Raw genomic sequence first — 25,622 nt, 5'->3', positions numbered from 1 at the left:
CTGCGAAGGAATGAATCTGGCGGCTTGTATCCTGGATGCTTGATTGTCAGGGATACTCTGCGCGCCGGACAGGTCGCCGTGTTGTTGCCTTACAGATATCGCACCGGACACGGTGCCGTGCCGTTTCCTTACAGATATCGCCTATTACCAAGGACTGCCAATTATTGTGAATCCTGCCCAAAAGTTCGGGTGAGATAAATCTGCATTTGCTGCTTGTGTGGCTTGATTAATGTCGATCGCGCCTTGAGTTCCCCGCAATTGACCGTCTTTTATTACAATTTGTTTGCGGATCATTGCCAGTTGTGCTTTTCTGAGGGCTTCAGCTTTAATGTTTTCCGATCGCAAATTGCCGTAAAACTCGGTCATCAACCCCAAAGTGGCGATATCCTTAACTTTCCACAAACTCGCCAAAGCTGATTTTACACCGCTGCGGACGGCCAGTCCAGCAAATCCCATTTCTGCTGTATTGTCGCCGATCGCAGTTTCGCACGCACTCAGCACTAATAACTCTACTTGTCGGCGATCGTACCACTTCGCCAACCTAAATTCATCCAGCGCCAAAGAACGGTTCCACAAATGAATCTCAGCTTCCTTGCGTCCATTTTTATTTTGCGGAAAGCTGGCGTGAGTAGCAAAGTGAACAATGTCAAATGCCTGTTGCTGTCGCTGTTTGCTGAGATTGTTTAGGGTAAAGTTTTCGTTGAGAAAAGACCGTCCCCGCCACAAGGGCAATTCGGCAGCAGGATTGAGAAAACTTTCATTTCTGCTCAATCCCGCTTGATTTTTCCTGTCGCTTCTGGTACCGGCGATCGCAGATAATTCGATCGGTACCGCAGGTAAAGGAAGTTTATCAGTGTGGGGAAATTCGGAAGCACCCATCGCTAAAACTTGAGCGTTTTGCAAGCTTTGATACTTTGTGTTACTCAGGCTGACACTAGGAAGTGAGCCTAAACTGTACTTTTCTACCAGAAATTGCTTGCCGTCGTGCAAACCTGCTAGCGGTAGTTGGCGCAAACCGGCATCAAAGGAAAACACTAGGGTATCTATATTTAATGCTTCTAAGTTTGAACTAATCGGCGCAATTAACCACTGGTAAAGTTGCTGAGCTATGGGCAAGTATTCTTCCTTTTGCGAATCATTCGATTGACCCAAGTATCGATTAAATTCGGTCACTTTTTCCAGCAAAACTTCGCTAGTGACAGGAATATTTCTGAGAAGCGGAGGGCCGTCTGGAACTACTAACACTAGGGATAATTCTTCGAGACGGACGATCGCGTAAACAATTACAGCTTGCTTCCCGGTTTCCTCCTTAATTGTTTTCAGAGTTTCTCTTAGATATTGAACGTTGATTTTTTTATCCGTAAAATTTTCCCCATAATAATTTTCGTAGTCTTGTTCAAAGAGTTGGTCAATGAGAGCAACAGCATCATTAGCATTGCCTTGGTCTAAAGTTTGTTCGACGAGCGATCGGCTAATTTCTGAGGGAAAAAGATTTGGGATATCTGCGGGTACGGGATTTTCTGCGATCGGAGGAGGAGTGGGAGTTGGTGCGGGAGTTGGGGCGGGTGCGGGAATTGGTGCGGGCGCTGGAGTTGGTGCCGGCGCTGGAGTTGGTGCGGGAATTGGTGCGGGCGCTGGAGTAATAGTGGGTGAATCTTGAACTGGCGCTGTATTTATTCCAGCTATTCTCTCCCAAAGAGCGGAAAGATTGACATCAAAGGGTTCAGAATTAGCAATCGGTAAACTAGGAGTTTGAACAATTATTTCCGGCGGAGTTTCTGCGACTGAAACAGTTAAATTGTCAGTAGATGTCTGTGTGGAGATCGGGTTATTTGCTTCGGCTCCGGCAATGGTGTTAACTGACGGGGTGTAAGGAAGTTCTAGGGAGATAATTGTTTCGTTGTTACGCTTCCAATCTAATTCGGTATTTCCCGTTTCAGCATTTTGGCTAATAGAAGTTTCAGCACCCAATAAATCGCCAATTAAAAAAGCTAACTGCCGTTGGGGAGTTTGGCTTGGGCTGACAGCGGGCGCGGGTACGATCGCACTTGCAGGCGCGGGTACGATCGCACTTGCAGGTGCTGGCTGAATTTGAGCTACAGGCTGGGTTACGGAGGCAAGAGGGGCTGCGGGGGCTGGAGTTGGCGCGTTTGAAGGTTGGGGGGCGATCGCAGGTTGAGAGGCGAGGGAGGAGGTGATTTGGGAAACAGAGGGAAGGGTAGGTGTAGAAGCTATGCGGGCAGCAGCGTTTGGGGTTGTGGGCGTCGAGGGCTGTGTGGGGCGCGCGCGGGGTGGCAGTACGAATGAATCGGGCAATTCAGGTAGTCGGATGTTGAGGGGAAACCCAGGTATCGGATCGGGTGTTGGGGAAGGTGCGATCGAGGTTTCGGGAATTGGGGCCGGTTCGATAAATATTTGGGGAATTGGGAAAGGTGCGATCGAAGTTTCGGGTGTTGGTGCGATCGAAGTTTCGGGTGTTGGGGATGGTGCGACGGCTAAACGCGGTGGGAGTTGCCGTGAGGGTGTGCTTACGGGCGCTGGAGTCGGTGTTGGGGAAGGCGCTGGAGTATCTGCGGCTGTGGGTGCGGGCGTTGGAGTCGCTGCTGGTGTGGGTGCGGGCGTGGGAGTAGCTGCGGGTGTGGGTGCGGGCGTTGGAGTATCTGCTGGTGTGGGTGCGGGCGTTGGAGTAGCTGCAGGTGTGGGAGTAGCTGCGGGTGTGGGTGCGGGCGTGGGAGTAGCTGCGGGTGTGGGTGCAACTATTGGCGGCGGTACGGAAATAATTTGAATGCGATCGCGATTTTGCGCGAAATTGCGATCTTGTGTGTGAGTATAGCGATATTCGCGATCGGGCAAAATTGTTTGTATGGGAGCGCTATTGCCCCTAGTAAGTGCACCCGCCGTTCCATTTATGGCAGAATCACCCACGATAAACGGCGTTAATCCTGCGCCTCCGTGGCGGATAATTATAGTACCGCCGCTGCTATCTCCAGGACTTCCAGCCGTAGAAATGCTAGCATTGATGCCGTTTCTGTCTGTGAAGGAATTGAGCGATCGAAAAAAGCTTTCAGTCACAATCGAAACATTTCCGCCCGTACCTGTGTCCTGACTCTGAGCATCAATTTGACTGACAACAATATTGCCGGTCGTGCTGCGGTTAATCGCGATAACATCGCCCGCATTCCCCTTAGCAGAAGAGTCAACTTTTCCAACATTAATACTTCCGGTAGCGTCGAGCAAGATACTGCCGCCATTACCAGCAGACGAGGTATTGATATCGCCCGCAGTAATATTAGTTCCAGCACTCAAAATGATATTACCGCCATTGTTAGGAGAAGTCGCATCGAGATTTTTTGTGGTGATTTCTCCGTTCTCACTATACAAAGAAATTCCGGCTGGTGAGGTAACATTTTTGGCGGTAATATTATTGGTAGTAATAATGTTAATTGCAGCGGAATTTTTGGGAATATCATCTTCAATACTGACGCTGTTGAGGGGATTGAGGCTGCCAACAGCACCACCAAAATCAACACTTCCGGCATCGGGTTGAACAGTAAGACTGTAAGGCCCGTCAACAGTAGATTTAAAAGTAATATCGCCAGTCTCTAAAATTTTGACCGACAGGTTATTACCTAATGTCACCGGAGCGTTAAAAGTAATGTTATTGCGGTTAGTTTCGATCTTGCCACTGGCAGTAATAGAGTCATTTGCCTTGACATCAATATTGCCGCCAGTCACAGTAATACTGGGAGCGAAAGTGCGGGAATTAATATCCGAGGTTGAAACAGTTCCTTGAGCATTTATGGTGATATCTCCGCCTTTACCATTTGCCGCAGCGGTAATAATTGGGCCGGCAGTTGTGTCGATATTACCGCCGCTTTGAATGCGAAGATTGCCGCTATTGGCATTGAACCCGCTTAATAATAGGGCGCTACCAATTCCTGCCGTACTGATGTTGGTTCCAGCTTCGAGGGAAATATTGCCCCCGCTGTTACCGCCGATCGCATTTATGATTCCGGCGGTAGTGTCGATCGATCCGCCGCTTTTAAACGTGATTGAGCCGCCGTCTTGATTGCCGATCGCCCGGATGTCGCTGGTAGTAATATTTCCCCCAGCATTTAGATTAACATTGCCGCCTATATTAGTTTTAAGATCGGGAGATGAACCGTCATAACTTGTCAATAACTGACCTGTAGTAATATTGCCATTGCTATTAGTAAATTTAAGATTTCCACCCTGTATTCCCGATACTAATACATCGCCTATATTAATGTCACCGCTGGCAGTAGATAAAGTAACATTGCTGCCATTGCCCTTAGCAGAATCACCCGCGATCGCGGTTCCTGTTGTCGGTGTTGTGATGCCCGTGATGGCTTGAATGGTAATATTTCCTGCAGCGCGATCGCCCTTAACATCGATCGTTCCGGTATTTATGGAACCGGCAGTGCTCGTAAGTGCGATCTGGCCGCCGTTTTGATTCGCCGTTACATTGAGATTGCCAGTCGTAATATTGCGATCGGCACTCAAAGTAATTGATCCACCATTTTCCGGTAGAAAAATTGTATCATTTCCTGAGTCCTGAGAGCTGGTTGCATTTATTTTTCCTGTAGTGATGCTGCCCTTCGTGCTAGTAAAATTAACGCTACCGCCTTGCAATTTACCATAGTTTAATACGTTAGCTGTTATAATATTTCCACTGGTAGAGATAGTAATATTACCGCCCTTCTTACCGCTGTCTGAAGTATTAGTGAGGTCGCCAAGCTGGATATTTCCGTTTACGCTTGTAATATTAATATTTGCACCATCTGCGGTAGATTCATCTAGACTATCTGCACCTATATAACCTACGTTAATGTTACCATTTGCCTGTAACGTTACAGAACCAGGAATGCTGGATAAAGCGCTATTTCCAGTGGTTATATGTACTCCGCTTGGAGGAAAAATAATAGCTCCCTGTTCGCTGATGATGGTAACATTACCACTACTGCCAGTAGGTATTACGTTAGGAACTCCTCCTGCAAAACTCTCTATGCAATTGTTAGAGGAGGTACAGTCTAAAGTAATATCGTTTTTTGCTTTGAGAGTAATGTCACCCGCTCCGCTAGGTGCGAAAGAAGCTATATTTCCTGTAAGAGTAAAGCTGCCACCTGCATTAACAGTAATATCACCGCCCTTGCCATTCACAGCGGTGGCTATAGCACGAAGTGATCCTGTTGAAATATTTCCTCCTGCAGTCAAAGATATAGAAGCAGCATCGCCCCCAAAATTATCTGCGTTAATGTTTCCTGTTTGAATGTTGCCTGCAGCTTGCAAAGTTATAGGGCCAGTTTGACCAGTTCTTGGGAACAAATTAGGATCGGGAAACGTATCAATTTTTCCTGTTTGAATGTTGCCACCCGATCGCAAAATTACCGAGCGCGAATTGCCCAAAATAAATTCATCTGTACCCGAAGAAGCACCAGCATAAGTTGCATCGGCACTTGTAATATTGATATCTCCATTAATAGTAATACTTCCAGTACCTGAAGTCGTATCTACCTTGAGGGATGCCCCCGTATATCCGCCAACGAGATAGTAATTAGGCTGCGTAAATATTGGATCGTACAGACTAATAAAATTCGCAGGTTTACCAGATAAATCAACAATCGATGTGTTATTGCCACTGCGAAAGCGAGCATCTGTAGATATGATGCCATCACTCACTAAAGTCAGATTTCCACCGCTGACAAAAGGCGTTTGCGAAAGATGGTTCAGCGCCAAAATATCGATACTTTGATTTCCCTGAATGTAGAGATTTCCGCCAGCATTCGCCACAAACGGATTTGCCACACTATCGCGCACCCGCACTGTATTGTTAGCCAGCAAATTCAAATCGCCAGTTGTACGCAACTGACTTTCAACTAATGTCAAATTGCGATTAGCTGACAGCGTTGCATTCTCCGCACTTACTCCTTTAGCAGCGACATCTCCATTCTCTACCTGCAAACCAGAACCCGTTAATTCTATTTGCCCTCCAGCGTTGATTGTCACCCCCGTTGCACTTCCCCCGCCACCAGTCAACAACTGCGGCAAAGATGCAACTGGCAACACCCAATTTTGAGGCAAACTCCCCGCGACAGATTGCGGCTGAATCTCCAAACTCAACAGATTTCCCGGTTGACTAATTCTGACTAAACTCTCGCCGGGAACCGCCGCAACAGTAATATTTCCTCCCGGTGCAGAAACTTGTCCCGTACTCAAAACCGTGCCGCCCAATAAACTTAAATTTTGCCCTTGTCCCACTGCCAAGTTGCCTAAATTGATAATTCCTCCCGGTTGTGTATTTGTAAAAGCAAAACTATTAGGATTTCCGACTAATTGAGTATAATTATTAGTACCAGCCGCACTAAACCAGTTATTGCCAAAACCGATGCCCGTCGCAGTAGTCGCAGTGAAAGCAGCAGGCACGTTCAAACTGGCATTTGTTCCGAAAACAATCCCCGCCGGATTCATTAAAAATAAATTGGAATTGCCGCCCGTTATTTGAATTAATCCGTTAATCAACGAAGCATCGCCGCCGACAACTCGCCCTAAAATATTGCGGATATTAGGATTTGATATAAAATTGGCAGTTTGCCCTTGAGTTAAACCAAATTCTTGGAAACTGTGAAATAGATTTGCACCGTCGCTGGATTGTTGGCCGCCGTTGATGTTGAATTGGTTGCCGCTGGGAGTAATTTGAGTATTCGTGCCGTCGGTTGCGGGGGTAATTTGGGCTGTGGCTATTTGGGATGGGGCGAAAAGTCCTATTTCCCACATTGTTAAGGCGGTGAAGGAGAGGAATGTTAGGAAAAAGCGGGGTTTTTTGTGTGTTGATTTCATGGTTTTGTTAGTAGATGATATCGATTTCACTCTGATAATTGCGAAAGTCCGCCAGCGCCCTCTGACAGTCCCCAGGTCCGCCAGGGAATGAATTCCCTGGCTAATAGCGAAAGTCCTCGCTATGAGGACTGTAGAAAAAAAAGTTTGATACAGTCTTGGACGCATGGTAATGGTGTGGCAAAAGTCTGAGATTCTTCGTTTCACTCAGAATGACAGAATTACGCTGCTGTGTGTCCAAGACTATGGTATCAGTCCACTTCAGTGGACTTTTGCTTTGAGGCAGGGAATTCATTCCCTGCCGGAATTAACGTCACAAATCCTGCTAGAATTAACGTCACAAATCCTGCCAGAATTAACGACACAAGCCCCGCCGGAATTAACGACACAAGCCCCGCCGGAATTAACGACACAAGCCCTGCCGAAATTAACGTTACAACCCGTTACTATTTCCTCTGTTCCCTCCTTTGCAAATCCCGCAATTGTTTATCAATCTTTTCCGCCATTGGCAAATCTCCCAAAGTTGTATATCCATCTTTTGCCATTCGCAAATATTTCACAGCTTCTAGATTATTTCTCATCGCTGAATGAACTTGCCCCAATCCGTATCTAGCGGCTGTCAACTCCTCAATATCGTCAGGTTTCGCCGTATTAATCACCTTGGAATAGTAGACTTCAGCCTGGGGAACCAGTTGTAGCTTTTCCAGATACAAATCGCCCAACGTGCGATAAATGGGCGGTGTTTCCACGCCTGTTTCTTGTAAAGTTTCTAAAATTTCTCTTGCTTCGGCAATCAAGTTTGTGTTAAGATAAACGCTAGAAATTGCTAATTTTTTGGCGTTTTCGTTAGCTACTTGTTTGTCGATCGCCCCAACCTCACTTTTCACCCTTTCCACCTCAGTCTCATCCAGCAAGCTAAACTCGATATCCCCCTCCCCAACAGCACTTTCTGAAGAAGCACCCGTATTCGCCTCGACAATCAATCGGTACCTAACACCCGGTTTCAGCGCCGGTTCTCCCGGATACACAGCCTCAGTACCGCTAACAGTCATTTCCCAGTTTAATTTCGCTCCATTTTCGCGGAGGCTCAACTTATAGCTAGTCGCACCAGCAACCGGATTCCACCGCAAAATTGGCTTGCTGTCGAGCAATTTCGTGCGCCGCGGACTGATTATATAAGGAATTGGCGCGCTATTCCAAGCAATTTGACCGTCGCCGCGATCGGGACATTTAATCAAGTCGCGGCTGCAATCAGATTTCGACTCTTCTGTGGCTAACAAACAGCTATTCAATTGATTTTCACCCGGTGCGATCGACTTTATCCCCAAATCTGCACATTGGATCGTCAGTTGTCCGTTTTGTGCTGTCCGCAATTTGTCTCCCGGATAAATCGGCGTACCGCTTGTAGGGCGGACAATTAGCCCGTTTTGGCGCTCGATCGCAACTTCCCCGCTACTATGGATAATCAGTCCGTTGGATATTCTGTTACTGGCTGCTAGTGCGGTAGTTGCGATCGAGCTTAAAGCTATAAAAAGTGCAATCCTGATTTTCACTTGATATTTCCTTTTGCTTCTAAACGTTGCTGAGCAATTCGCATACATTCATCTTGTTTCGGTACGCGGTAATCTGAATATTTAAGCGCCTGATTCCAGGCTTCTAAGGCTGCTTGCGGCTTGCCTTTGATTTCGAGAACCTCTGCTAAAAGGCATTGAGCTTCAGGGCTATTGCCTCTGAATCCTATTGCTATTCTTAAATCTGCTTCAGCAGCGTCATATTGCTTTTGTGCCAGCCGCACCCAGCCCCGATTTTTAAAACAAGCGGATTTTACTCCGTCGTGTTGAGTGTTTGCCAAACAAAGGGCGATCGCTTTTAAAGCTTCTTCGTGTTTATTATCGAGCAAGAGCGATCGCGATCTTTGAGCGTAAGCATCAGGAAGTCCCCGCCACACTGCGTTTTGCATAGCGTTAGACGCACATTCATCCTCATTCAATTGATCGCACAATATAGATAAATTATAGTAAGGCTCTGCATAATTTACGTTAATTAAAGTTGCTAAACTGTAGTATGCTTTAGCGATTAAAGGTTTATTATGACGGTGGTTTGCCATGCCAATTTGATTGGCAACTGGGGCAAGTATCGGGCCTATTAACATATAACTGCTAGCGGTAATAGCTAAACCGATTCCGAAGCGGTGCATCAAATTAGATATAAAAATAGAGATAAAAGAAAACGATGTCCAGCGGTCAAAAAAGGTAAAAATCCTCAAAAAAGACAGACTACTGCTTAAATTAGCATAGTTATTTATAATTGATGGATTTTGGTTCGCGCTATGCGGTCGCGAAGTATACTTCCTTTTGCCCAAAATCCAAGGTAAAGTCAATCCCTCAAAAGTCGGCTGCTGACACAGCACCGGTATCGCGCTAGCGCCTGGAAAGTCAGACTCCCATCGGCGCAAATCATCCTTAGCTTTTCGCACTGCTAAAAACAAAGGATCTTCTTCGCCTAAATATCTGAACAAAGACTTGACAAAATAGTGAGCGATCGCATCTGGTATGGGCGCGCGCATCACGATAGTTGACGGTAAAGGCAGACCTCCAGCCACTAAATCTGCTGCCAATCCCAGGCTGGAACACGAATTTAAAATTAGCAACTCCAAGCCTTTAAAAATCGATTTTTCCAAGCCCTTTTTTAAATAGTCTACTGTTACAGTATTGTCGATATCCGTCTGATTGATGTGCAGCCACCCGTGGGTAGCATTCCTGTTGCTGTGTCCCCCGTAATATAAAATTTGCCAGTTTTTTTCATCCTCAAGATGCGCGCGCAACTCTTCAGGTTTTGGATGTCTGAGAAATTTTAACTTCTTACAGCGATCGCCCACCGACTTTTTGATACTTTTTTTATCTTGTTTAAGATTAATTCCCTGGCTGTTACCCCACACGCATAAAATTCTACCTCGGGAAGGCAGAGGCATTCCTGCTGAGGTGGCCTTTTTGGGAAATTTTCTATACTGGGACGTACTTTGAATTATTTCAGAATTGCTGTAATATTCGCGAAATTTCCACGCATCCCAAGGCAACTCCCAAATATCCGCATCCTTACTTTCTATAAATACTTCAAAGGATGCAGAGCAGCCGCCGCTTTCGCGAAGCTCTTTTCTCAGATTTCGCTCAATTCCCGTGTAAAAATCCTCACTAGCCAGCCATCGGCTCATGGCTTCATTCAAACCTCGATATATAGCACCAGGGTTGTCTTCAGAAATATTTGTTATTCCTGTTTGCTTGATTTTAATCCCAGAAGCGGTTCGGGTAGATATCACCGCACCGCAAATCATTTTCCACCTTGCGTGCAGCTTCTCAACTTCGGGTGCTGGCGGCAAACTTCCTTCAAATTTATAAACTGTTATTCCGCTTTGTTTAATCTCCGCTACGATGTGAGGAAAGCCGTCTTTTAAACTGCCGAACCCTAAAGCCAAGATAATTCTTAAGCTCATAAATTAGATACGGGTAAAGTTAATGATAAAATCATACCACAAAAGTTTCTGTTATGCTTAAATCGTCAAGAGTTACTCGAATACTAAAGCTCTCGTCTGGATCTACGTGAAAATCGTTCAGCAAAATGCACAAGTTCTGAACCGTTGATTCTACCTCGTGTAGATTTTCTCCGGTGTCTGATATTAACGACAGTTTAATATTGACTGGCAGGTAAGGTTCTCCGATCGCCGGATGCAACTGGACGTGAACTCTGAGAGTGCGATCGTCCTCTTCGGCAACAGCAACCAACAAAGCAACACTCGTCCTTCCCAAACGCATTCCCAAGTCAATCAACTTAGCCCGCGTCACATCAGCTTCGGGAAACATATTGATGCTGCTTTGACGCCCCTGCAAGGCAGATTCTCTTCTCAAATTTCCACCTCCTCGCAATGCAAAATTGGGGTTTTCTTCAGGAAAAATTAGGTTTTCTAAATTTTCTTTACCTTGCTCAATTTTCTGCCAACCTTTTTCTGCAACATTCTTCAACCAATTGCCTAAATTAGATTTAACCGGGTTTTCAATTTCCACAGGGGAAGTCGAAGGCTGCGGATTGAAGATTGATTCGACAGACTCCCAATTTGATGTAAATACATTCTCCAACCACTGACGCAGATTGACTTGAGATTCAGATATATGTTCGAGGTGGATCAAAAAGTCATCCAGGGAATGCAACTCGCTCAATACTAATTCCCCGGTATCCGCAGTTGGGAAAAATCCCAGCAATCTTGCTTCCTTTTCATCTTCATCAATATCTACTACCAGATAACCGATGCGTTCCTCCCTTGCTTCCGGGGGAACGTGACAAGTATGCGATCGGTTTTGCGGCGAATCGATGCGATTATTTTTTTCATGTTTAGGCAAATTTATTAACGGACGGCATTCAATTTTTCCTAAATTTTTGATATATAGATCGGCCACATTTTCCAACAATCGAACAACTGGATTCCAGCTATCGCAGTTAGTTAAATCAGTTTCAATATCTAAAAGCGCCAAGTAATCGCGGACGGCCAACACAGCCAAAGTGTTGAGATAAACTTGTTCTTTTTTGTGCGGGTGACGCTGTTCGGAAGCAAACTGCCGTGCCGAACAAATTGCCTTTTGGGTAATTGGCATTGGCAAGGATTGGTTTCCGATACTGTTACTTTGTGCCATTGTTAACTCCTTTGATGATTAAGATTCGTAATTTTCGCGAAATGTTTGCAAGTGAGGGCGACATTGAACTCGGTGAAAGGCATACAGGGTAGAATACGAGCAGGAAAGTTCTGCTGCTAATACAGTGAAACTTTTGCCCGCTGATAAACCTTTTAATATAACTTGACAAGTTATATCTGGTCGCCCTCTAACGTGTTTGCTCAACACCCGATCGGGATCGGTATCAATCCAGGCTTGAAGTTCTGTAAAAAGCTGAGCTGTTTCGCGAATGTGAGTTCGATCGCGATCGGGTAAAATATCGATTCGATCGATCGGCGTTCCGTCTTCTGAAATTTGTTCTCGATCGTCTCTCCTGTTATTTTCTCTATCTACCTTCAAAGCCCAATTTTGCAGCCGCCGCTTGAAATAATAATTGAACCAAGTAATGACATTGCTGCGAGTGCGATCGTACTGAGTTCCAGTACGGGATTCGCACAAATTGCTACAGAAAAATACCCACTGTTCTTGCAAAGCATCTTCATAGTAAGGTAGATTTTCCTTCCAGATCAGGCCCGAGTTTTTCATCTTAGTCAGAAGCTGGTGCAACAAACGGCTGCGCTTCAAACCGGGAGGATGCTGGCAAATTTCGCTAACAAGCCGATCGAGCTCTTGATATAGAAGTTGTCTGTGGGATAATTTCGATTCTCCCTCACCCTCAACAGAATCGGTTTGGTTCTCGGATGGGTGGTCTTCCCCCTCGGAGGGGATGTACTCATCATTCATAGTTCAGTGCGGCCGCAACTTTGTTCCTACATTTACTTATCAGGGTAAGTTGGGGGAATTTATGCGAAATTCTGAAAGTTTTTTGCAGCGGATGGTTGAAAGTCTTGCTGTGCGGTCGATTTGAGCGGACGAAGAGGATGTTAAGCTTTGTAAAAAGTGAAAAACTTTGATAAGTACGTATAATAATACGTATACCACTTGAAAAGCGTTCCGATGTTGATAGAGGTGAAAAAGCTATGCTGAGTGAATCTTCGCGCCTGGTGTACGGCGATGAATTAATTACCGCCACCGAATTGAATCGGCAACCAGGTAGAGTGCTGGATTTGGCGATGGATCACCCTATCACCATCACTCGTAACGACCAGCATTTTGCTTTGCTGCGCCGCGACGAGATGGCGCTGTTGGTAAAGGCCGCCGCCCTTTCCCTGAAAGTCTTTGAGGTGACAGCCGCTGCTTATCGGTTGCGTCTGGGAGAACAGATTGGTTCAGAACATCCCTATGGGTGGCTAAAAGAATTTGACAAGGATGAACTCAGTGAATTGATCGCAGAAATGGAGAAAGATTACCGTCTTGTGGAGTCGGAACCTGCGGCTTGGGATCGGATTGAGGCAACGATTTATGAATGGCATGAAAGCGCGATCGCAATTTCTAGTCCTGAACTCGCAGCAGCTTTCAGCGATGAAATTGAAGAAGTGTTACTGACAAAACCGACCGCAGAAAACACTACCGAATCGGCTTCGGTATGACGCACTCTGAACCAATTCCAGATGATTCGGAAAGCCCGGTGTCTCCTGAAGAACAGCCGACACCATCACCCGCAACTCTTGAAGCCGAAGCCGAAATTACCGCACCAGCGCCTGTGCTTTCAGAGTTGGTAGAGCCTCCTGAAGAACCGCTGACAGCACCGCGAACAAAGCCATCTGCTAAAGAAAACGAAATCAAACTTATCGCGCAAGTACCTGCATCGCCCTGGTTAGTAGTAGCGAAAAACCGACGGGTTAACCGGGATTGGGAAGCCTTAATGTTACGCGCTCCTGAGAATACTCGTCGGTGCTATCAGGATTTATGTAATGCGCCAATGGTGAGAAAACCAAAGAGAGTTTTTCCCTTAAAAGGTAAACTCTACAAAGGTGCATGGGAGTATGAAGTAACCAGCTCAGACCGAGTATTTTATGTACCGGATGAAGACCAACGCAAAGTGCTTGTTTACTACGCTGGGACTCATCCTAAATCAGCTCCATTTCCTCCGTAAAGCAAGTGGTAGGGTGCGTCAGTTGCGAGATTCTCGATCGCCACAAAAAGTCGAGTTCTGACGCACCGTTGGTTGGCAAGGTGTCTCAGGGATGAGATTTTTGATAGAAAGCGAAAATAATCGTAGCTGACGCACCCTACAGATAAAAACTACTTAAAACACCGATCGCCCTTAAATCTCCAAAACAACCGTTATTCCGTACTTTCACCCAGTCTTTGCCAAACTCGACCAAAAAAACTTGAGAGTTCTGCATAAAACTACCGATCTCACCCCGATAAGTAAATAGGAAGAACAAAAAGGCTTGAGGGGCGATCGATCTTTGGTGTTCACAACCAGATCGATCGGGCAATCGGGCTATCTCGTAATTCCGCAGTCCGGCAGGGGTTGAAACCCCTGCCTCAAAGCGAAAGTCGTCTGAAGACGACTGAAGAATTTACCAGTCCTCTTTGAGAGGACTTTGGCTATGAGGCGGGGAATTCATTCCCTGCCGGAATGTGGCGAAGCGCGTTGTTCGATCGCCCTTAAATCCCGAAAACACCCGTTGTTCCGTACTTTCACCAGTGTTTGCAAAACTTTATCAAAAAAAACTTGAGAGTTTTGCATAAAACCACTGAGCTCACCCTGATAGATATACAGAAGGGAAATTACGAAGTTCATCGCACTTGTTGAGAGTTATTCAAAAGTCGCATCGCCCGTAACTTCCCGATCGAAATCCGAACCAAATTCCCAACGGATATGGGAAAGGGGTTCTTCCGATGTTGGTTTAGTCTATTGCCACGGTTGCATTTATTGAGTCGATTTGAGTCAGTAATTGCGACAACAGAGTTGAAGTGCGATTCCCTACGGGATAGCTTTGCTTCACGCGCTTCGCGAGACTTCAGTTTGGGTAAATGACGGATATACGACAGCTAGAGAGTACGAAAGTGCGATCGGGCTTGTCGATAGAGTCGCTTTGTCAATTTTCAGAACACATTGTATCTACCACGCGAGGACAATTATCATGGCTACTACTAAAAAATTTGATTTCGATGCAGTCTGGAACCAACGCCTTGAAGAGTCTGGAAAAATTTCTGTGGTATATCTTAATGGAATCAGGACAGTCGAAGACAAATATAAAAAAGATATTCGAGGTTTTGATGGCATTTGGAATTTTCATGGCAATCTTTTGGCTCCTGCCGGACAACATCAGAAAGATGTTCTTCTTAAAAATTTTGATTCCATCTCAAAAGGTGCTATCAATCTCGATGTTAAGTACCGCAATACTTCGGATAGTACGGGAAATGATTGGGCTGATATAGGAGTTTTTATTATCAAATTTTTAGTGGGTGATATCATCGAATCCATTAAAGATTTGCCATTTGAGTTAGCTAAAGGCAAGGTAGACCAATACAATGATTTACAAAAAAAAATAGAGACTTTGCAAAATGCTGGGGAAGATGTTACTGAGCTTAAAAAAGATTTGGAAAAACTGAAAAATGGCGCCGACATCGGAAAAATATTCGATAATTTCTCGAAATTCTTGGATGTCTTTGAAGTTATCAAATCAGGTTGGGAGCTAGCAGAGAAGTTTATCAAGCTCGATAGTCCTAAAGATGCGCTAAAAGATCCTGATTTTACCGCTCAAATATTTGATTTTGTGAAAAATGCAATTAAGTTTATTCCTGTTTATGGGGAGGCAATCGATACTTTCATAGATCGTTTAATTTACGCTGCGCCCGAAGATATCAAGGAAGCGATGAAGCAATATTGGGACAATAAACCACTGTTCAAAAATATTAATAATTGGACAAACGATGCTCAAACCTGGCTATCTGAAAATTCAAATAATTCCTTGATTCTCCTAGGTCATTCTCAGGGAAACTTTTTCCTAGAAGATGGACTCATTGATATGAATGCTGGGGGCAGCAATCGCATTCGCGTATTAGCGTTGGGTTCGCCGACAAGTTATCTTTATGCGGGTGGCATTCACTCTTTTAAAGGGAATAGTGTGGCCGAAAACAATATTAAAAATCCTGGCGATCCAGTTCCGTTACTGCAATTTGACTCAGATCCGTTTTTCTGGGACAAAATTGTCAAGATTTTTAGTATGCTTCCTAGCATTGGCGGCTTAGGTGATTCGCATCTCATCGAAAATTATCAAAGTCGATCGGAGGTTCAAAGTTACTTCAAAAACACAGTCTACAACCTTCACTCTCAGGGTTTCTACTTTCCCAATTCAGCGATCGAAGCGCCAGGTCAAGCCAGTGTTGCCGGAACCACAGATGATGACTGGATGGAAGGCAGCGAAACGGATGATGAAATGGTAGGAGGCGATCGCAACGATGTTTTGCGAGGTGGAGGCAGCAACGATAAATTAAGAGGTGACTCCGGCTACGACTTTTTCGATGGAGGAGAAGGAATTGATACCGCTGATTACTCCAGTAGCTTAAGTGGAATCAAGGTTGAAGCAACCATGATGCTGGATGGTTCCGATGTTTACAAAGTTCAGGATGGTTTCGGTACTGAAGATATCCTTGGCAATATCGAAATCATCAGCGGCTCAAATTTTGCTGATGAAATGACTGGCGGCGACTACAGCGATATCTTTTACGGCCAAGGCGAAAACGACCTTTTTTGGGGACAAAAAGGAGACGATACATTCTACGGTGGTACGGGTAATGACAAAGCTTACGGCGGCGATGACAATGACGACCTCCGAGGTGATGAAGGCAGTGACGATTTAAGAGGAGAAAACGGCAACGACACCCTCTACGGCGGTCAAGATAACGACTTCCTCTACGGCGGCGATGGTGAAGACGAACTTCGCGGCGAACAAGGTGCCGATGACCTCCGAGGAGAAAATGGCAATGACACTCTCTACGGTGGCACCGAAAATGATTTCTTGTACGGCGGCCAAGGTGAAGACAAACTTTATGGCGAAGAAGGAGATGATGACTTAAAAGGAGAAGAAAACAACGATTCTCTTTACGGCGGAACAGGCAAAGATACCCTCAATGGTGGCGCTGGAAATGACGATTTGCGAGGCGAACAAGGCGATGATTTGCTAAAAGGAGAAGCCGGAAACGACTCTTTATACGGTGGCGAAGACCAAGACCAACTTTACGGTGGATTAAATGCCGACTTACTCTACGGCGAAGCTGGCAGCGACCAACTTTTTGGTGAAGAAGGCGACGACATCCTCGACGGTGGCAGCCAAAACGATATCCTTCTCGGAGGCAGCGGCGATGACAAACTCTACGGCCGCGCCGACAACGACATCATCCAAGGCAACCAAGGCGAAGATTACGCCGAAGGTGGCAGCGGCCGCGACTTCATCCAAGGCAATGAAGGCAACGACATCCTCTACGGACAAGATGGCAGCGACACCGTAGAAGGCAACGCCGATGACGATTTCATCGATGGCGGCAGCGGCCAAGACTCGCTTCTGGGCAATACCGGAGATGACAGAATTTACGGACAAGCCGGCAACGACATCATCCAAGGCAACGAAAACAATGACTGGCTGGAAGGTGGCGACGGCCAAGACATTATTGATGGCGGGGCCGACGACGATGATATTTACGGACAAGCAGGCGAAGACAACCTTTTCGGCAGTCAAGGTCAAGACTACATCGATGGTGGCGACGGCAAAGATACCCTGTTTGGCGGCTTTGATGACGACGTACTTTTAGGCCAAGCCGGCGATGACACTCTCAACGGCAACGCTGGCAACGACGAATTATTTGGCGGTACAGGCGATGACTCGTTAATCGGAGAAATCGGCGATGATTTAATTGACGGGGGAGAAGGAGTCGATCTCGTTAATTACATCAATTCTCCCAGTGGTGTTATCGTTAATATTGACGAAAATAGCGACTACGAAACTAATACCAAGCAACGTTTCAAAGAATTCGTTACCGCAGTTAATCCCAGCGAATATTACACCGAACTCGAACGGGATTTTGAAATTGCCGCTGGTACTGGTAAAGACGGTTTTGGCACTACCGATGCTTTAAGAAACTTAGAAGACATCATCGGTACTCGCTTTGAAGACATCTTAATTGGCAACGAAAAAGATAACCGAATTTGGGCATTAGAAGGCAACGATTTATTAATTGGCAATGCCGGCAATGACTCATTTTACGGCGGAGAAGGTATCGACATTCTCAGCAACCGCCGCGACCCCAACGGCGTTACTGTCAATTTACAAACAGGCGATGCGATCGACGGTTGGGGCGACCAAGACAAAATTGCCGACATTGAAAACGTCGCCGGTTCTCGGCATGACGATAATATTACCGGCGACGATACCGTTAACGTTATTACTGGCGATGCTGGGGACGATCGCATTTACGGACTCGGTGGCGACGACCAACTCTACGGCGAATTCGGCAACGACCTAATCTACGGCGGCGAAGGCGGCGACAGCATCTACGGCAATCAAGACCGAGACACCCTATACGGCGAAGCCGGTCGAGACTACATCCGAGGTGGCGATGCCGACGACTTAATCTACGCCGGTAGCGATGACGACACCGTTGCCGGAGACGCTGGTTACGGCAACGACACAATTTTTGGCGAAACAGGCAAAGACTTACTCTACGGCGGCGCTGGCGAGGACTTTGTGTACGGCGGCGAAGACAAAGACACCATCTACGGCGAAGGCGAAAACGACAAACTCTACGGAGAAGCAGACACCGACCTCATCTACGGCGGCCTCGGCGACGACGAACTCTCCGGCGGCGACGACCAAGACACCCTCATCGGCGAAGCCGGCAACGACACTCTCGCAGGCGATGCCGGCGACGACACCCTCGATGCCGGAACAGGCAACGACTATCTCTACGGCGGTACCGGCAAAGACACCCTCGATGCCGGAACAGGCAACGACTATCTCTACGGCGGTACCGGCAAAGACACCCTAAATGCCGACCTCGGAAACGACCAACTTTACGGCGGCGACGATGCCGACATCCTCCTCGGCAAAGAAGGCGACGACAACCTCTACGGCGAAGCGGGCGACGACAGCCTCGATGCAGCCGAAGGCAACGACAACCTCTACGGCGGCGACGGCAAAGACATTCTCGATGCGGGAATTGGCAACGACCAACTTTGGGGTGGTCAAGACGATGACACTTTATATGCCAAAGCCGGCGACGACAACTTGTTTGGCGAAGGTGGCAACGACTCACTCAACGCAGCAGAAGGAAACGACAACCTCTACGGCGGCGACGGCAAAGACATTCTCGATGCTGGAATCGGCAACGACTATCTCTGGGGTGGTCAAGACGATGACACTTTATACGCCAAAGCAGGCGACGACAAACTGTTTGGCGAAGCGGGCAACGACTCACTCAACGCAGCAGAAGGCAACGACAGTCTCTACGGCGGCGACGGCAAAGACATTCTCGATGCCGGAATTGGCAACGACTACCTCTGGGGTGGTCAAGACGACGATACTTTATCAGCCCAAGCGGGCGACGACTACCTCTACGGCGAAAACGGCGATGACATCCTCGATGCTGGCGAAGGCAACGATTCCCTCTACGGTGGCGACGGCAAAGACATTTTAGATGCCGGAAGTGACAATGACTATCTGTGGGGAGGTCAAGGCGATGACACTTTATCAGCCAAAGCCGGCGATGACAACTTGTTTGGGGAATCTGGCAATGACATCCTCGATGCAGCAGAAGGCAACGATTCCCTCTACGGCGGCGACGGCAAAGACACCTTGTTCGGTCAAGCTGGCAATGACTTATTGCAAGGCGGTTTCGGCGACGACTCACTCTTAGCAGGCGACGGTAACGATACCCTTCTCGGTCAAGCTGACAGCGACACTCTCTACGGCTTCGGTGGCGATGACATCCTCGAAGGCAACTCAGGAACAGACCGACTTTTTGGGGAACTCGGCAACGACTCCCTCGACGGCGGTACTGAAAACGATACCCTCGAAGGTGGCGACGGTAACGACATTCTCGACGGTGGTGAAAATAACGACAGTTTGTTCGGACAAGCTGGCAACGATACGGTTCTTGGCAACCGCGGCGATGACATTGTTGACGGCGGTTTGGGCAATGATTTGCTTCAGGGGAACGAAGGGCGCGATCGAATTTACGGTCAATCCGGCCTCGACACCCTCCTCGGTGGCGACGATAGCGACACTCTTTGGGGAGGAGACGACGCTGACAACTTGCTGGGAGAATCCGGTACTGATACCCTGTTCGGCGGTTTCGGCAACGACCAACTCGACGGTGGCGAAAATAATGACAGTCTCTACGGAGAAGGCGGTGATGATACTCTAGCTGGCGGAACAGGCGACGATTTCGTGGACGGCGGAACCGAAAACGATACTCTCTCCGGCAATGACGACCGTGACAAATTATACGGCCGCCAAGGCAACGACTTCTTAGAAGGCAATGCCGATGACGACGAACTGTGGGGTGGAGATAACGAGGATACGCTGTTAGGACAAACCGGAGATGACATTCTGCGGGGTGAATCGGGCAATGACAGCCTTGATGGTGGCGAAGGGGCCGATCGACTTTTCGGCCAAATCGGCAAAGATACTCTCTCCGGTAACAATGGCGACGACTACTTAGAAGGCGGCGCAGACGATGATAGCTTAACTGGCGGCGCTGGGCGCGATCGCATTTTCGGAAATGACGGCAACGACATCGCCGACGGCAACAGCGGCGACGACTACATCGACGGCGGCGCTAACAACGATACTTTAGCAGGGGGAGAAGGGCGCGATCGCATCTTCGGTCAAGCTGGCAACGACAGCCTCGAAGGTAACGACGACAACGACTTCCTCGATGCTGGGACAGGCAGCGACACCCTGTGGGGCCACGACGGCGACGACGAACTCTACGGCCGAGAAGACCGAGATTTCATCGATGGCGGTCGCGGCAGCGACCAAATCTACGGTGGCGATGCAGCCGACACCCTCCTCGGACAAACCGGAAACGACAACATCGACGGTGGTTCCGGCGCAGACTCGATTCTCGGCGGCGACGGCAACGACAACATTTGGGCTCAAGCCGGCAACGACTTCATCAACGCCAACGCCGGCAACGACAACATTTGGGGCGACGAAGACGACGACCTGATTTTTGGAGAAGCAGGCGAAGACAAAATCGACGGCGGTTCCGGCTACGACACCATCGACGGCGGCGCGGGCAACGACCAACTGTTCGGCGGTACCGGCAACGACCAATTATTAGGAGGTGCCGGCAACGACAAAATTGACGGCAGCATCGATGACGACAAACTCTTCGGAGGCGCCGGCAACGACTTGATGTTTGGCAGTGAAGGGCAAGACACGATGTTGGGCGAAGTCGGCGAAGACACTCTCTACGGTGGCGACGAAATTGACCTGATGGACGGCGGCGCGAGTAACGACTTGGTTGTCGGCGACTCCGGCGACGACATCCTCACAGGCGATTCCGGCGACGACACACTCGCAGGCGGCAGCGGCAACGACTTGATGGGAGGAGGCAACGGCGACGACTTGCTGTTTGGTGAATGCGACGACGACACCATGCTGGGAGGTGCCGGTAACGACACCCTCGACGGCGGTTGCGGCAACGACTTGCTAACCGGGGAAGCTGGCAGCGACAACCTTTTGGGCAACGAAGGCGATGACAGTCTCGACGGCGGCAGCAGCAACGATACCCTCGATGGCGGAAACGGCAACGACTTCTTAAACGGTGGCAGTGGGAATGACAGCCTGAACGGTAACGATGGCGATGACAGTCTCTACGGCGGCGAAGGTAACAACGTGCTCAAGGGCGGAAACGGTCAAGATTCGCTGATTGGAGGCAGCAGTTCTGACATATTTGTGCTATCACCAAGTTCGGGACTTGATAACATTTTCTACTTCCAGGGCGATCGCGATTACTTCGGACTCTCACAAGACCTCACTTTTGACCAATTGGAAATCGTTCAAGGCGGCGAAAATTATACTAACGATGCCTTGATTAGCATCGCAGGCACCGGCGAACATTTAGCTTGGGTGAAAGATACTCAAGTCAATACAATTGACAGTTCTCGGTTTATTTCCATCACCCCCGGAGACCCGCTGCCTGGAGTTTTCAATACTCCTTCGCCTGTCGATTCTTTAACTGGCGAACCTGTTGATAGTGAGGATGATGAGTTGATTGATAACAGTTCTACCGCTGGCTTATCAAACACGACTGCATCAATTAGTCAGCCAAACAGCACGACTACTGCATCAATTAGCCAGTCAAACAGCACGACTACTGCATCAATTAGTCAGCCAAACAGCACGACTACTGCATCAATTAGCCAGCCAAACAGCACGACTACTGCATCAATTAGTCAGCCAAACAGCACGACTACTGCACCAGCAGCCATAAGTTTCCCACCGCTAACAACAGCTACTAATCCAGGTAGTTTGACAGTAACTTCTGTCACAACTACTACCGATGACATCTTGCTGAATGGCGGTTCAATTCCAACGATGAATAGCTTTAATGGCATCGATGATGACATTCTCATCTACGACTCTAACAGCTTGTTAACATCTCTAACCAGCGCTCAAACTCAGCCAATTATTCCTTTGCAAGCCGCGAGTGTTAGTGGTGCGATCGATCCTAATGCTAATCCTTCTGGTAATGAAGCTAACCTCTTAGTTAGTGCGAATCCAAGTCCCGTTCAGCTACCAACAAATAGCAATTTAAGTGGCACTACTACCAAGTAATTGTAGAGTTGCTTGGGGGCGATCGAATAAATAAAAACCCTGTTTCTTCAAAAAACCGGGTTTTTTGCAGTTTTTGCGGTATAACGATTGAGTTCAACGGCGGTTAGTACCCTGGCATCCTCACCGATTGTCTTTATTCCGCCGTTGCAACGATTTGTTAGGTAGCTGGCAACGCATCATCAGAACTTTCTCCATTGCCTTGAATTGCTACCCAAGGAAGTTTTGAATACTGATCTTTGATCTTTTCTAACTCATCTAGTGCTTGCAGGAAAAAACTTTTGATAGCTACCACATGATCTTCTTCAGAAAGAAAGTCTTGTAAACTTTTGTCTCGAACTATTCCTGCCCAGTCTTTTGAGCTATCTAAGTTATAACCCTTCCAACCGTACTGTTCGCAAACATCTTTCATCGCTTCAATAATTTCTGCTCGACGCGGTGAATTAGGATCTACTTCAAGTACGAGACGTACTATTGGGTAATCAGTTAAATGTGATGTCTTTAGAATAAAGCCTAGACCACACCACCATCTTCCACTTGACATTGAGGCAGTCATTAAATATCGCCCATGCCATTGAATCTGGGTAAGAGCTGTAGACCTTTGCTTAATTGCTCCCAGAACTTTCTCAAAGCGCTGACTGACTTCTCCCCACATTGTCTCTTCCATAAGTTTTAGTGATTTTGTGAAATTTGCTAACGCAATCACGTCAATAGAAGAGAACTGATTGTTATGTGCCATGCGATACTCATCCATAAATGTCACAATTTCTTGAACAAGCATTGTGTCTGCCTGAGATTTCAAAAATCGATAGAACTGATGCCATCTCAATTGCCTGAACTGAACGGTAGATTGAGAAATATTCTTGAAAATATCTTCTTGATCTTTTGGCTCAAAATCACGAGTAATGTACAAAAGAAATTTGTGCTGGAACCCTGAAATTCCATGCAAAATCTCGGCATACCTTGAAAGCTGTTCGTAGCCTTCCTGAGAGCCAATTTTACTTTCGACAAAGATGATGCTACGACTTTTAGTGCCTACTAGCTCAATTAAGATATCTGGGCGGCTAGCTAAACGATGATCCTCAAGAGGCTCAAACTCTCTCTGTGTTGAAACATAGGCATCCAAACAAATGTTTGTACCTAATAAGTTTAAATTCTTGAGCCAAGAATAGAGAATTTCCTTATCTGTACTGAAGAGGTAAGCGACCAACTCAGTGAAGAAATCTTCTAGCGGAATACTACCTGTATTGAGACTTAGGAGCCGACTGAAAAGCGCCACTAACATTCACCTATATTTTACTCTCAACAAGTAAGTTTATCGTATTGCCCTAGCTAGCGGCTCAAGCTACCTAACTTATAATTGTACCGCAGATGCGGTACAATTACATTTCTAGTTGGCTTATCCCGCATATCTGCGGTTTAAACTCCGAACATTCTCAACAGCTTGTTGTCTGCTTTGATTTTAACTCCAAGAATCAACCACCCCGATCGCCCTATCGGTGAAAAAAAGTAACACGATCTTGTAAACTTACGTAAATTACCTCGATCGATTTGAGATTTGAGGTTGGCGTTCCATATTCTTAAGCGTAGCCGACAATATCATGGAATGAACAGCCGACCAACCCCTTTGTAATTATCAAGATCTACAGCGATTTCGATTAGCCGTTCAGCACAACGCTCTCGATATTCAGCTTCACTCAAACGATCGAGATTCCCAATCGTCAACACTGGAAACGAGTTCTCTGTATTCTCTTCCCGCATAACCTGCTCGAGCGAATCCTCACCCTTCATATTTCGGTTAGCAGTGAGGATCATCATCTGATGTTCTTGAGCATAACGCCAGACTACGCGATCGCTACTTTCCATTGACAGTTCGGCCTCTCTAAAGGTGACAAATTGGACAGATTGGAACTCTAGCCAACCACGTTTTGCTAATATACCGAGAAAAATCAGCGCGTAACCGTCGAGGTTGTAGTCAACTAAGAAAGTCATTGTTTTTGTGCAGTACGTCTCGCTCTGTGCTCCTCAAGCTTTGCCCAAAACGCTTCTTGCCCTGGCTTATGTGGCATTGTTGCGATTCGAGCAAAGCGTTCGCGGTTGCGATCTTCCCAGTACCGACGAATTTCTTCTCTGTTTTGAAGAACCTCCTGATATTCAGCCTCGACTTGAGACTGATTTGCCTCAATGTAGGACAAAGCTGCATTAATTTGTGCGTTCGTGAGGTTAAACGTGTCACGAATCAGTTTAGGAGGATAATGAGCCTTCAAGAGATCGATCACATCATAAAGGCTAGTGCGTGTGCCAGCAATCGTGAGTCCACGCTCTGTACGGATAATAGCTGACTGCCCGTTGGATGCCGAAGCCATACTCATGACCTCCTAGGATTTATTTCTATCGTACCTCTTGCTGTACCTTAACTCAAAGAATCAACCACCCCGATCGCCCTGTCGGTGAGAAAAAGTGACATGATTTTATAAACTTACGTAAATTACCTCGATCGATTTGAGATTTGAGGTTGACGATCCATATGCTCGGAGTTAGGAATTTTTTTAGATATTTTTCTGCTAGAGCTGGTTTAAGAGTTCTGTGGGGAAGTAAATGGGGAGGTTGCTACCAATGAAGTCTTTGCGCTCGCGGGTGACGATCGCCAGATCGTCGATCGAGGGCCGCGCAGGCGAGTTGGATGCTGTCTTCAAAGTCTTTCAAGCCAAGGCAGAGACTTGCTTGACTTACAAGCTATCCCACAAGATTCTACCCCACAAGAATTGGTAAACTATAGCTACAGAATCTGGAGGTCAAAAACCTATGCTTAAGAACTCCTCAATCATTAGCGCATCTCCTGAAATTATGGGCGGTACTCCAGTTTTTGCTGGTACTAGGGTTCCTGTTCAAACGCTTCTGGACTACCTTAAAGCGGGAGAATCGATCGACGATTTTTTAGATGGATTTCCCACTGTAACCAAAGAGCAGGTTATCACCTTGCTAGAAGAGGCAGGCAAAGAGCTTATTGGTATGGTGGCATAACATGAAGATCCTGTTGGATGAGTGCATCGATCGTAAACTTGCGAGAGACTTTCCCGATTGCGAGGTGAAAACAGTCCCACAAATGGGATGGGCAGGGGTAAAGAACAGTCAACTTCTTGCCCTTGCACAAGTAGAGTTCGATGTTTTTATTACTGTAGATCGCAACTTATCGTTTGAACAAAACCTGCCACAATTTGATATTGCGGTCATTGTTCTGCAAGCATCATCCAACCGTCTAGCGGATCTGAAGCCCTTGGTGCCAAAGATTTTAGCTATTTTAGCTACAGCGACTAAAGGAGAAGCTACTACAGTCAGTGCATAGAAATAGAGGTGGGGCAGTGTCCACCCT

At 47.0% G+C, this 25,622-nt stretch carries 14 protein-coding genes; 6 read left to right on the top strand and 8 right to left on the bottom strand.

Features of this window, described 5'->3' with window-relative positions; genetic code table 11:
• Nucleotides 1-144 precede the first annotated feature (144 nt).
• From QUA80_RS19605 to QUA80_RS19585, 5 genes are all read right to left on the bottom strand, one after another.
• Nucleotides 145-6,858: a CHAT domain-containing protein gene (locus tag QUA80_RS19605; RefSeq protein WP_333426775.1), complete on the bottom strand. Its 6,714-nt coding sequence runs from the start codon at nt 6,856-6,858 to the stop codon at nt 145-147.
• A 443-nt stretch (nt 6,859-7,301) separates the two neighbouring features.
• Entirely contained in the window at nt 7,302-8,408 is a 1,107-nt protein-coding gene (locus QUA80_RS19600; RefSeq protein WP_333426774.1) for a hypothetical protein, read from the bottom strand.
• Nucleotides 8,405-10,345: a CHAT domain-containing protein gene (locus QUA80_RS19595; protein WP_333426773.1), complete on the bottom strand. Its 1,941-nt coding sequence runs from the start codon at nt 10,343-10,345 to the stop codon at nt 8,405-8,407. Before QUA80_RS19595 ends, QUA80_RS19600 begins: the two co-directional genes overlap by 4 nt.
• Before the next feature lie 31 nt (nt 10,346-10,376).
• On the bottom strand, nt 10,377-11,537 hold the full coding sequence (locus QUA80_RS19590; protein WP_333426772.1) for a DUF1822 family protein: 1,161 nt from the start codon (nt 11,535-11,537) through the stop codon (nt 10,377-10,379).
• Nucleotides 11,538-11,555: 18 nt separating this feature from the next.
• Nucleotides 11,556-12,299, bottom strand: coding sequence for a hypothetical protein (locus tag QUA80_RS19585; RefSeq protein WP_333426771.1), 744 nt, complete (start codon nt 12,297-12,299; stop codon nt 11,556-11,558).
• A gap of 236 nt (nt 12,300-12,535) precedes the next feature.
• Between QUA80_RS19585 and QUA80_RS19580 the strand changes: the two genes are divergently transcribed.
• The 3 genes from QUA80_RS19580 (at nt 12,536) to QUA80_RS19570 (ending at nt 22,252) form a co-directional block, all read left to right on the top strand.
• Nucleotides 12,536-13,045: a hypothetical protein gene (locus QUA80_RS19580; protein ID WP_333426770.1), complete on the top strand. Its 510-nt coding sequence runs from the start codon at nt 12,536-12,538 to the stop codon at nt 13,043-13,045.
• On the top strand, nt 13,042-13,551 hold the full coding sequence (locus QUA80_RS19575; protein ID WP_333426769.1) for a hypothetical protein: 510 nt from the start codon (nt 13,042-13,044) through the stop codon (nt 13,549-13,551). Before QUA80_RS19580 ends, QUA80_RS19575 begins: the two co-directional genes overlap by 4 nt.
• 1,000 nt (nt 13,552-14,551) lie before the next feature.
• Nucleotides 14,552-22,252 carry a hypothetical protein gene (locus tag QUA80_RS19570; RefSeq protein WP_333426768.1) on the top strand — a complete coding sequence of 2,567 codons (7,701 nt, stop codon included), beginning with the start codon at nt 14,552-14,554 and terminating at the stop codon, nt 22,250-22,252.
• A 157-nt stretch (nt 22,253-22,409) separates the two neighbouring features.
• On the opposite strand, the gene QUA80_RS19565 is transcribed toward QUA80_RS19570, so the two are convergent.
• From QUA80_RS19565 to QUA80_RS19555, 3 genes are all read right to left on the bottom strand, one after another.
• Entirely contained in the window at nt 22,410-23,534 is a 1,125-nt protein-coding gene (locus QUA80_RS19565) for a hypothetical protein (RefSeq protein WP_333426767.1), read from the bottom strand.
• A 314-nt stretch (nt 23,535-23,848) separates the two neighbouring features.
• The gene (locus tag QUA80_RS19560) at nt 23,849-24,241 is read right to left on the bottom strand and encodes a DUF5615 family PIN-like protein (RefSeq protein ID WP_333426766.1); all 393 of its coding nucleotides are present in this window, start codon (nt 24,239-24,241) and stop codon (nt 23,849-23,851) included.
• The gene (locus QUA80_RS19555; RefSeq protein ID WP_333426765.1) at nt 24,238-24,615 is read right to left on the bottom strand and encodes a DUF433 domain-containing protein; all 378 of its coding nucleotides are present in this window, start codon (nt 24,613-24,615) and stop codon (nt 24,238-24,240) included. Before QUA80_RS19555 ends, QUA80_RS19560 begins: the two co-directional genes overlap by 4 nt.
• A gap of 250 nt (nt 24,616-24,865) precedes the next feature.
• Here QUA80_RS19555 and QUA80_RS19550 point away from each other — a divergent pair, with 250 nt between their 5' ends.
• The 3 genes from QUA80_RS19550 to QUA80_RS19540 are packed head-to-tail and all read left to right on the top strand — an operon-like array spanning nt 24,866 to nt 25,595.
• Nucleotides 24,866-25,021: a hypothetical protein gene (locus tag QUA80_RS19550; RefSeq protein ID WP_333426764.1), complete on the top strand. Its 156-nt coding sequence runs from the start codon at nt 24,866-24,868 to the stop codon at nt 25,019-25,021.
• 33 nt (nt 25,022-25,054) lie between these two features.
• Nucleotides 25,055-25,273 carry a DUF433 domain-containing protein gene (locus tag QUA80_RS19545; protein WP_333426763.1) on the top strand — a complete coding sequence of 73 codons (219 nt, stop codon included), beginning with the start codon at nt 25,055-25,057 and terminating at the stop codon, nt 25,271-25,273.
• 1 nt (nt 25,274) lies between these two features.
• Nucleotides 25,275-25,595, top strand: coding sequence for a DUF5615 family PIN-like protein (locus QUA80_RS19540; RefSeq protein WP_333426762.1), 321 nt, complete (start codon nt 25,275-25,277; stop codon nt 25,593-25,595).
• Nucleotides 25,596-25,622 lie beyond the last annotated feature (27 nt).

The sequence above is a fragment of the Microcoleus sp. F4-D5 genome (genome assembly GCF_036704885.1).
Taxonomy (GTDB): domain Bacteria; phylum Cyanobacteriota; class Cyanobacteriia; order Cyanobacteriales; family Microcoleaceae; genus Microcoleus.
The sequence above is the reverse complement of the archived record's forward strand: the minus strand, read 5'-3'. Positions and strand labels throughout refer to the sequence as shown.

Excerpts from the sequence above, each read along its gene's own strand:
- QUA80_RS19605 (WP_333426775.1), bottom strand. The coding sequence starts at position 6,858 with ATGAAATCAACACACAAAAAACCCCGCTTTTTCCTAACATTCCTCTCC.
- QUA80_RS19595 (WP_333426773.1), bottom strand. The coding sequence starts at position 10,345 with ATGAGCTTAAGAATTATCTTGGCTTTAGGGTTCGGCAGTTTAAAAGAC.
- QUA80_RS19590 (WP_333426772.1), bottom strand. The coding sequence starts at position 11,537 with ATGGCACAAAGTAACAGTATCGGAAACCAATCCTTGCCAATGCCAATT.
- QUA80_RS19585 (WP_333426771.1), bottom strand. The coding sequence starts at position 12,299 with ATGAATGATGAGTACATCCCCTCCGAGGGGGAAGACCACCCATCCGAG.
- QUA80_RS19580 (WP_333426770.1), top strand. The coding sequence starts at position 12,536 with ATGCTGAGTGAATCTTCGCGCCTGGTGTACGGCGATGAATTAATTACC.
- QUA80_RS19575 (WP_333426769.1), top strand. The coding sequence starts at position 13,042 with ATGACGCACTCTGAACCAATTCCAGATGATTCGGAAAGCCCGGTGTCT.
- QUA80_RS19570 (WP_333426768.1), top strand. The coding sequence starts at position 14,552 with ATGGCTACTACTAAAAAATTTGATTTCGATGCAGTCTGGAACCAACGC.
- QUA80_RS19565 (WP_333426767.1), bottom strand. The coding sequence starts at position 23,534 with ATGTTAGTGGCGCTTTTCAGTCGGCTCCTAAGTCTCAATACAGGTAGT.
- QUA80_RS19560 (WP_333426766.1), bottom strand. The coding sequence starts at position 24,241 with ATGACTTTCTTAGTTGACTACAACCTCGACGGTTACGCGCTGATTTTT.
- QUA80_RS19555 (WP_333426765.1), bottom strand. The coding sequence starts at position 24,615 with ATGGCTTCGGCATCCAACGGGCAGTCAGCTATTATCCGTACAGAGCGT.
- QUA80_RS19550 (WP_333426764.1), top strand. The coding sequence starts at position 24,866 with ATGAAGTCTTTGCGCTCGCGGGTGACGATCGCCAGATCGTCGATCGAG.
- QUA80_RS19545 (WP_333426763.1), top strand. The coding sequence starts at position 25,055 with ATGCTTAAGAACTCCTCAATCATTAGCGCATCTCCTGAAATTATGGGC.
- QUA80_RS19540 (WP_333426762.1), top strand. The coding sequence starts at position 25,275 with ATGAAGATCCTGTTGGATGAGTGCATCGATCGTAAACTTGCGAGAGAC.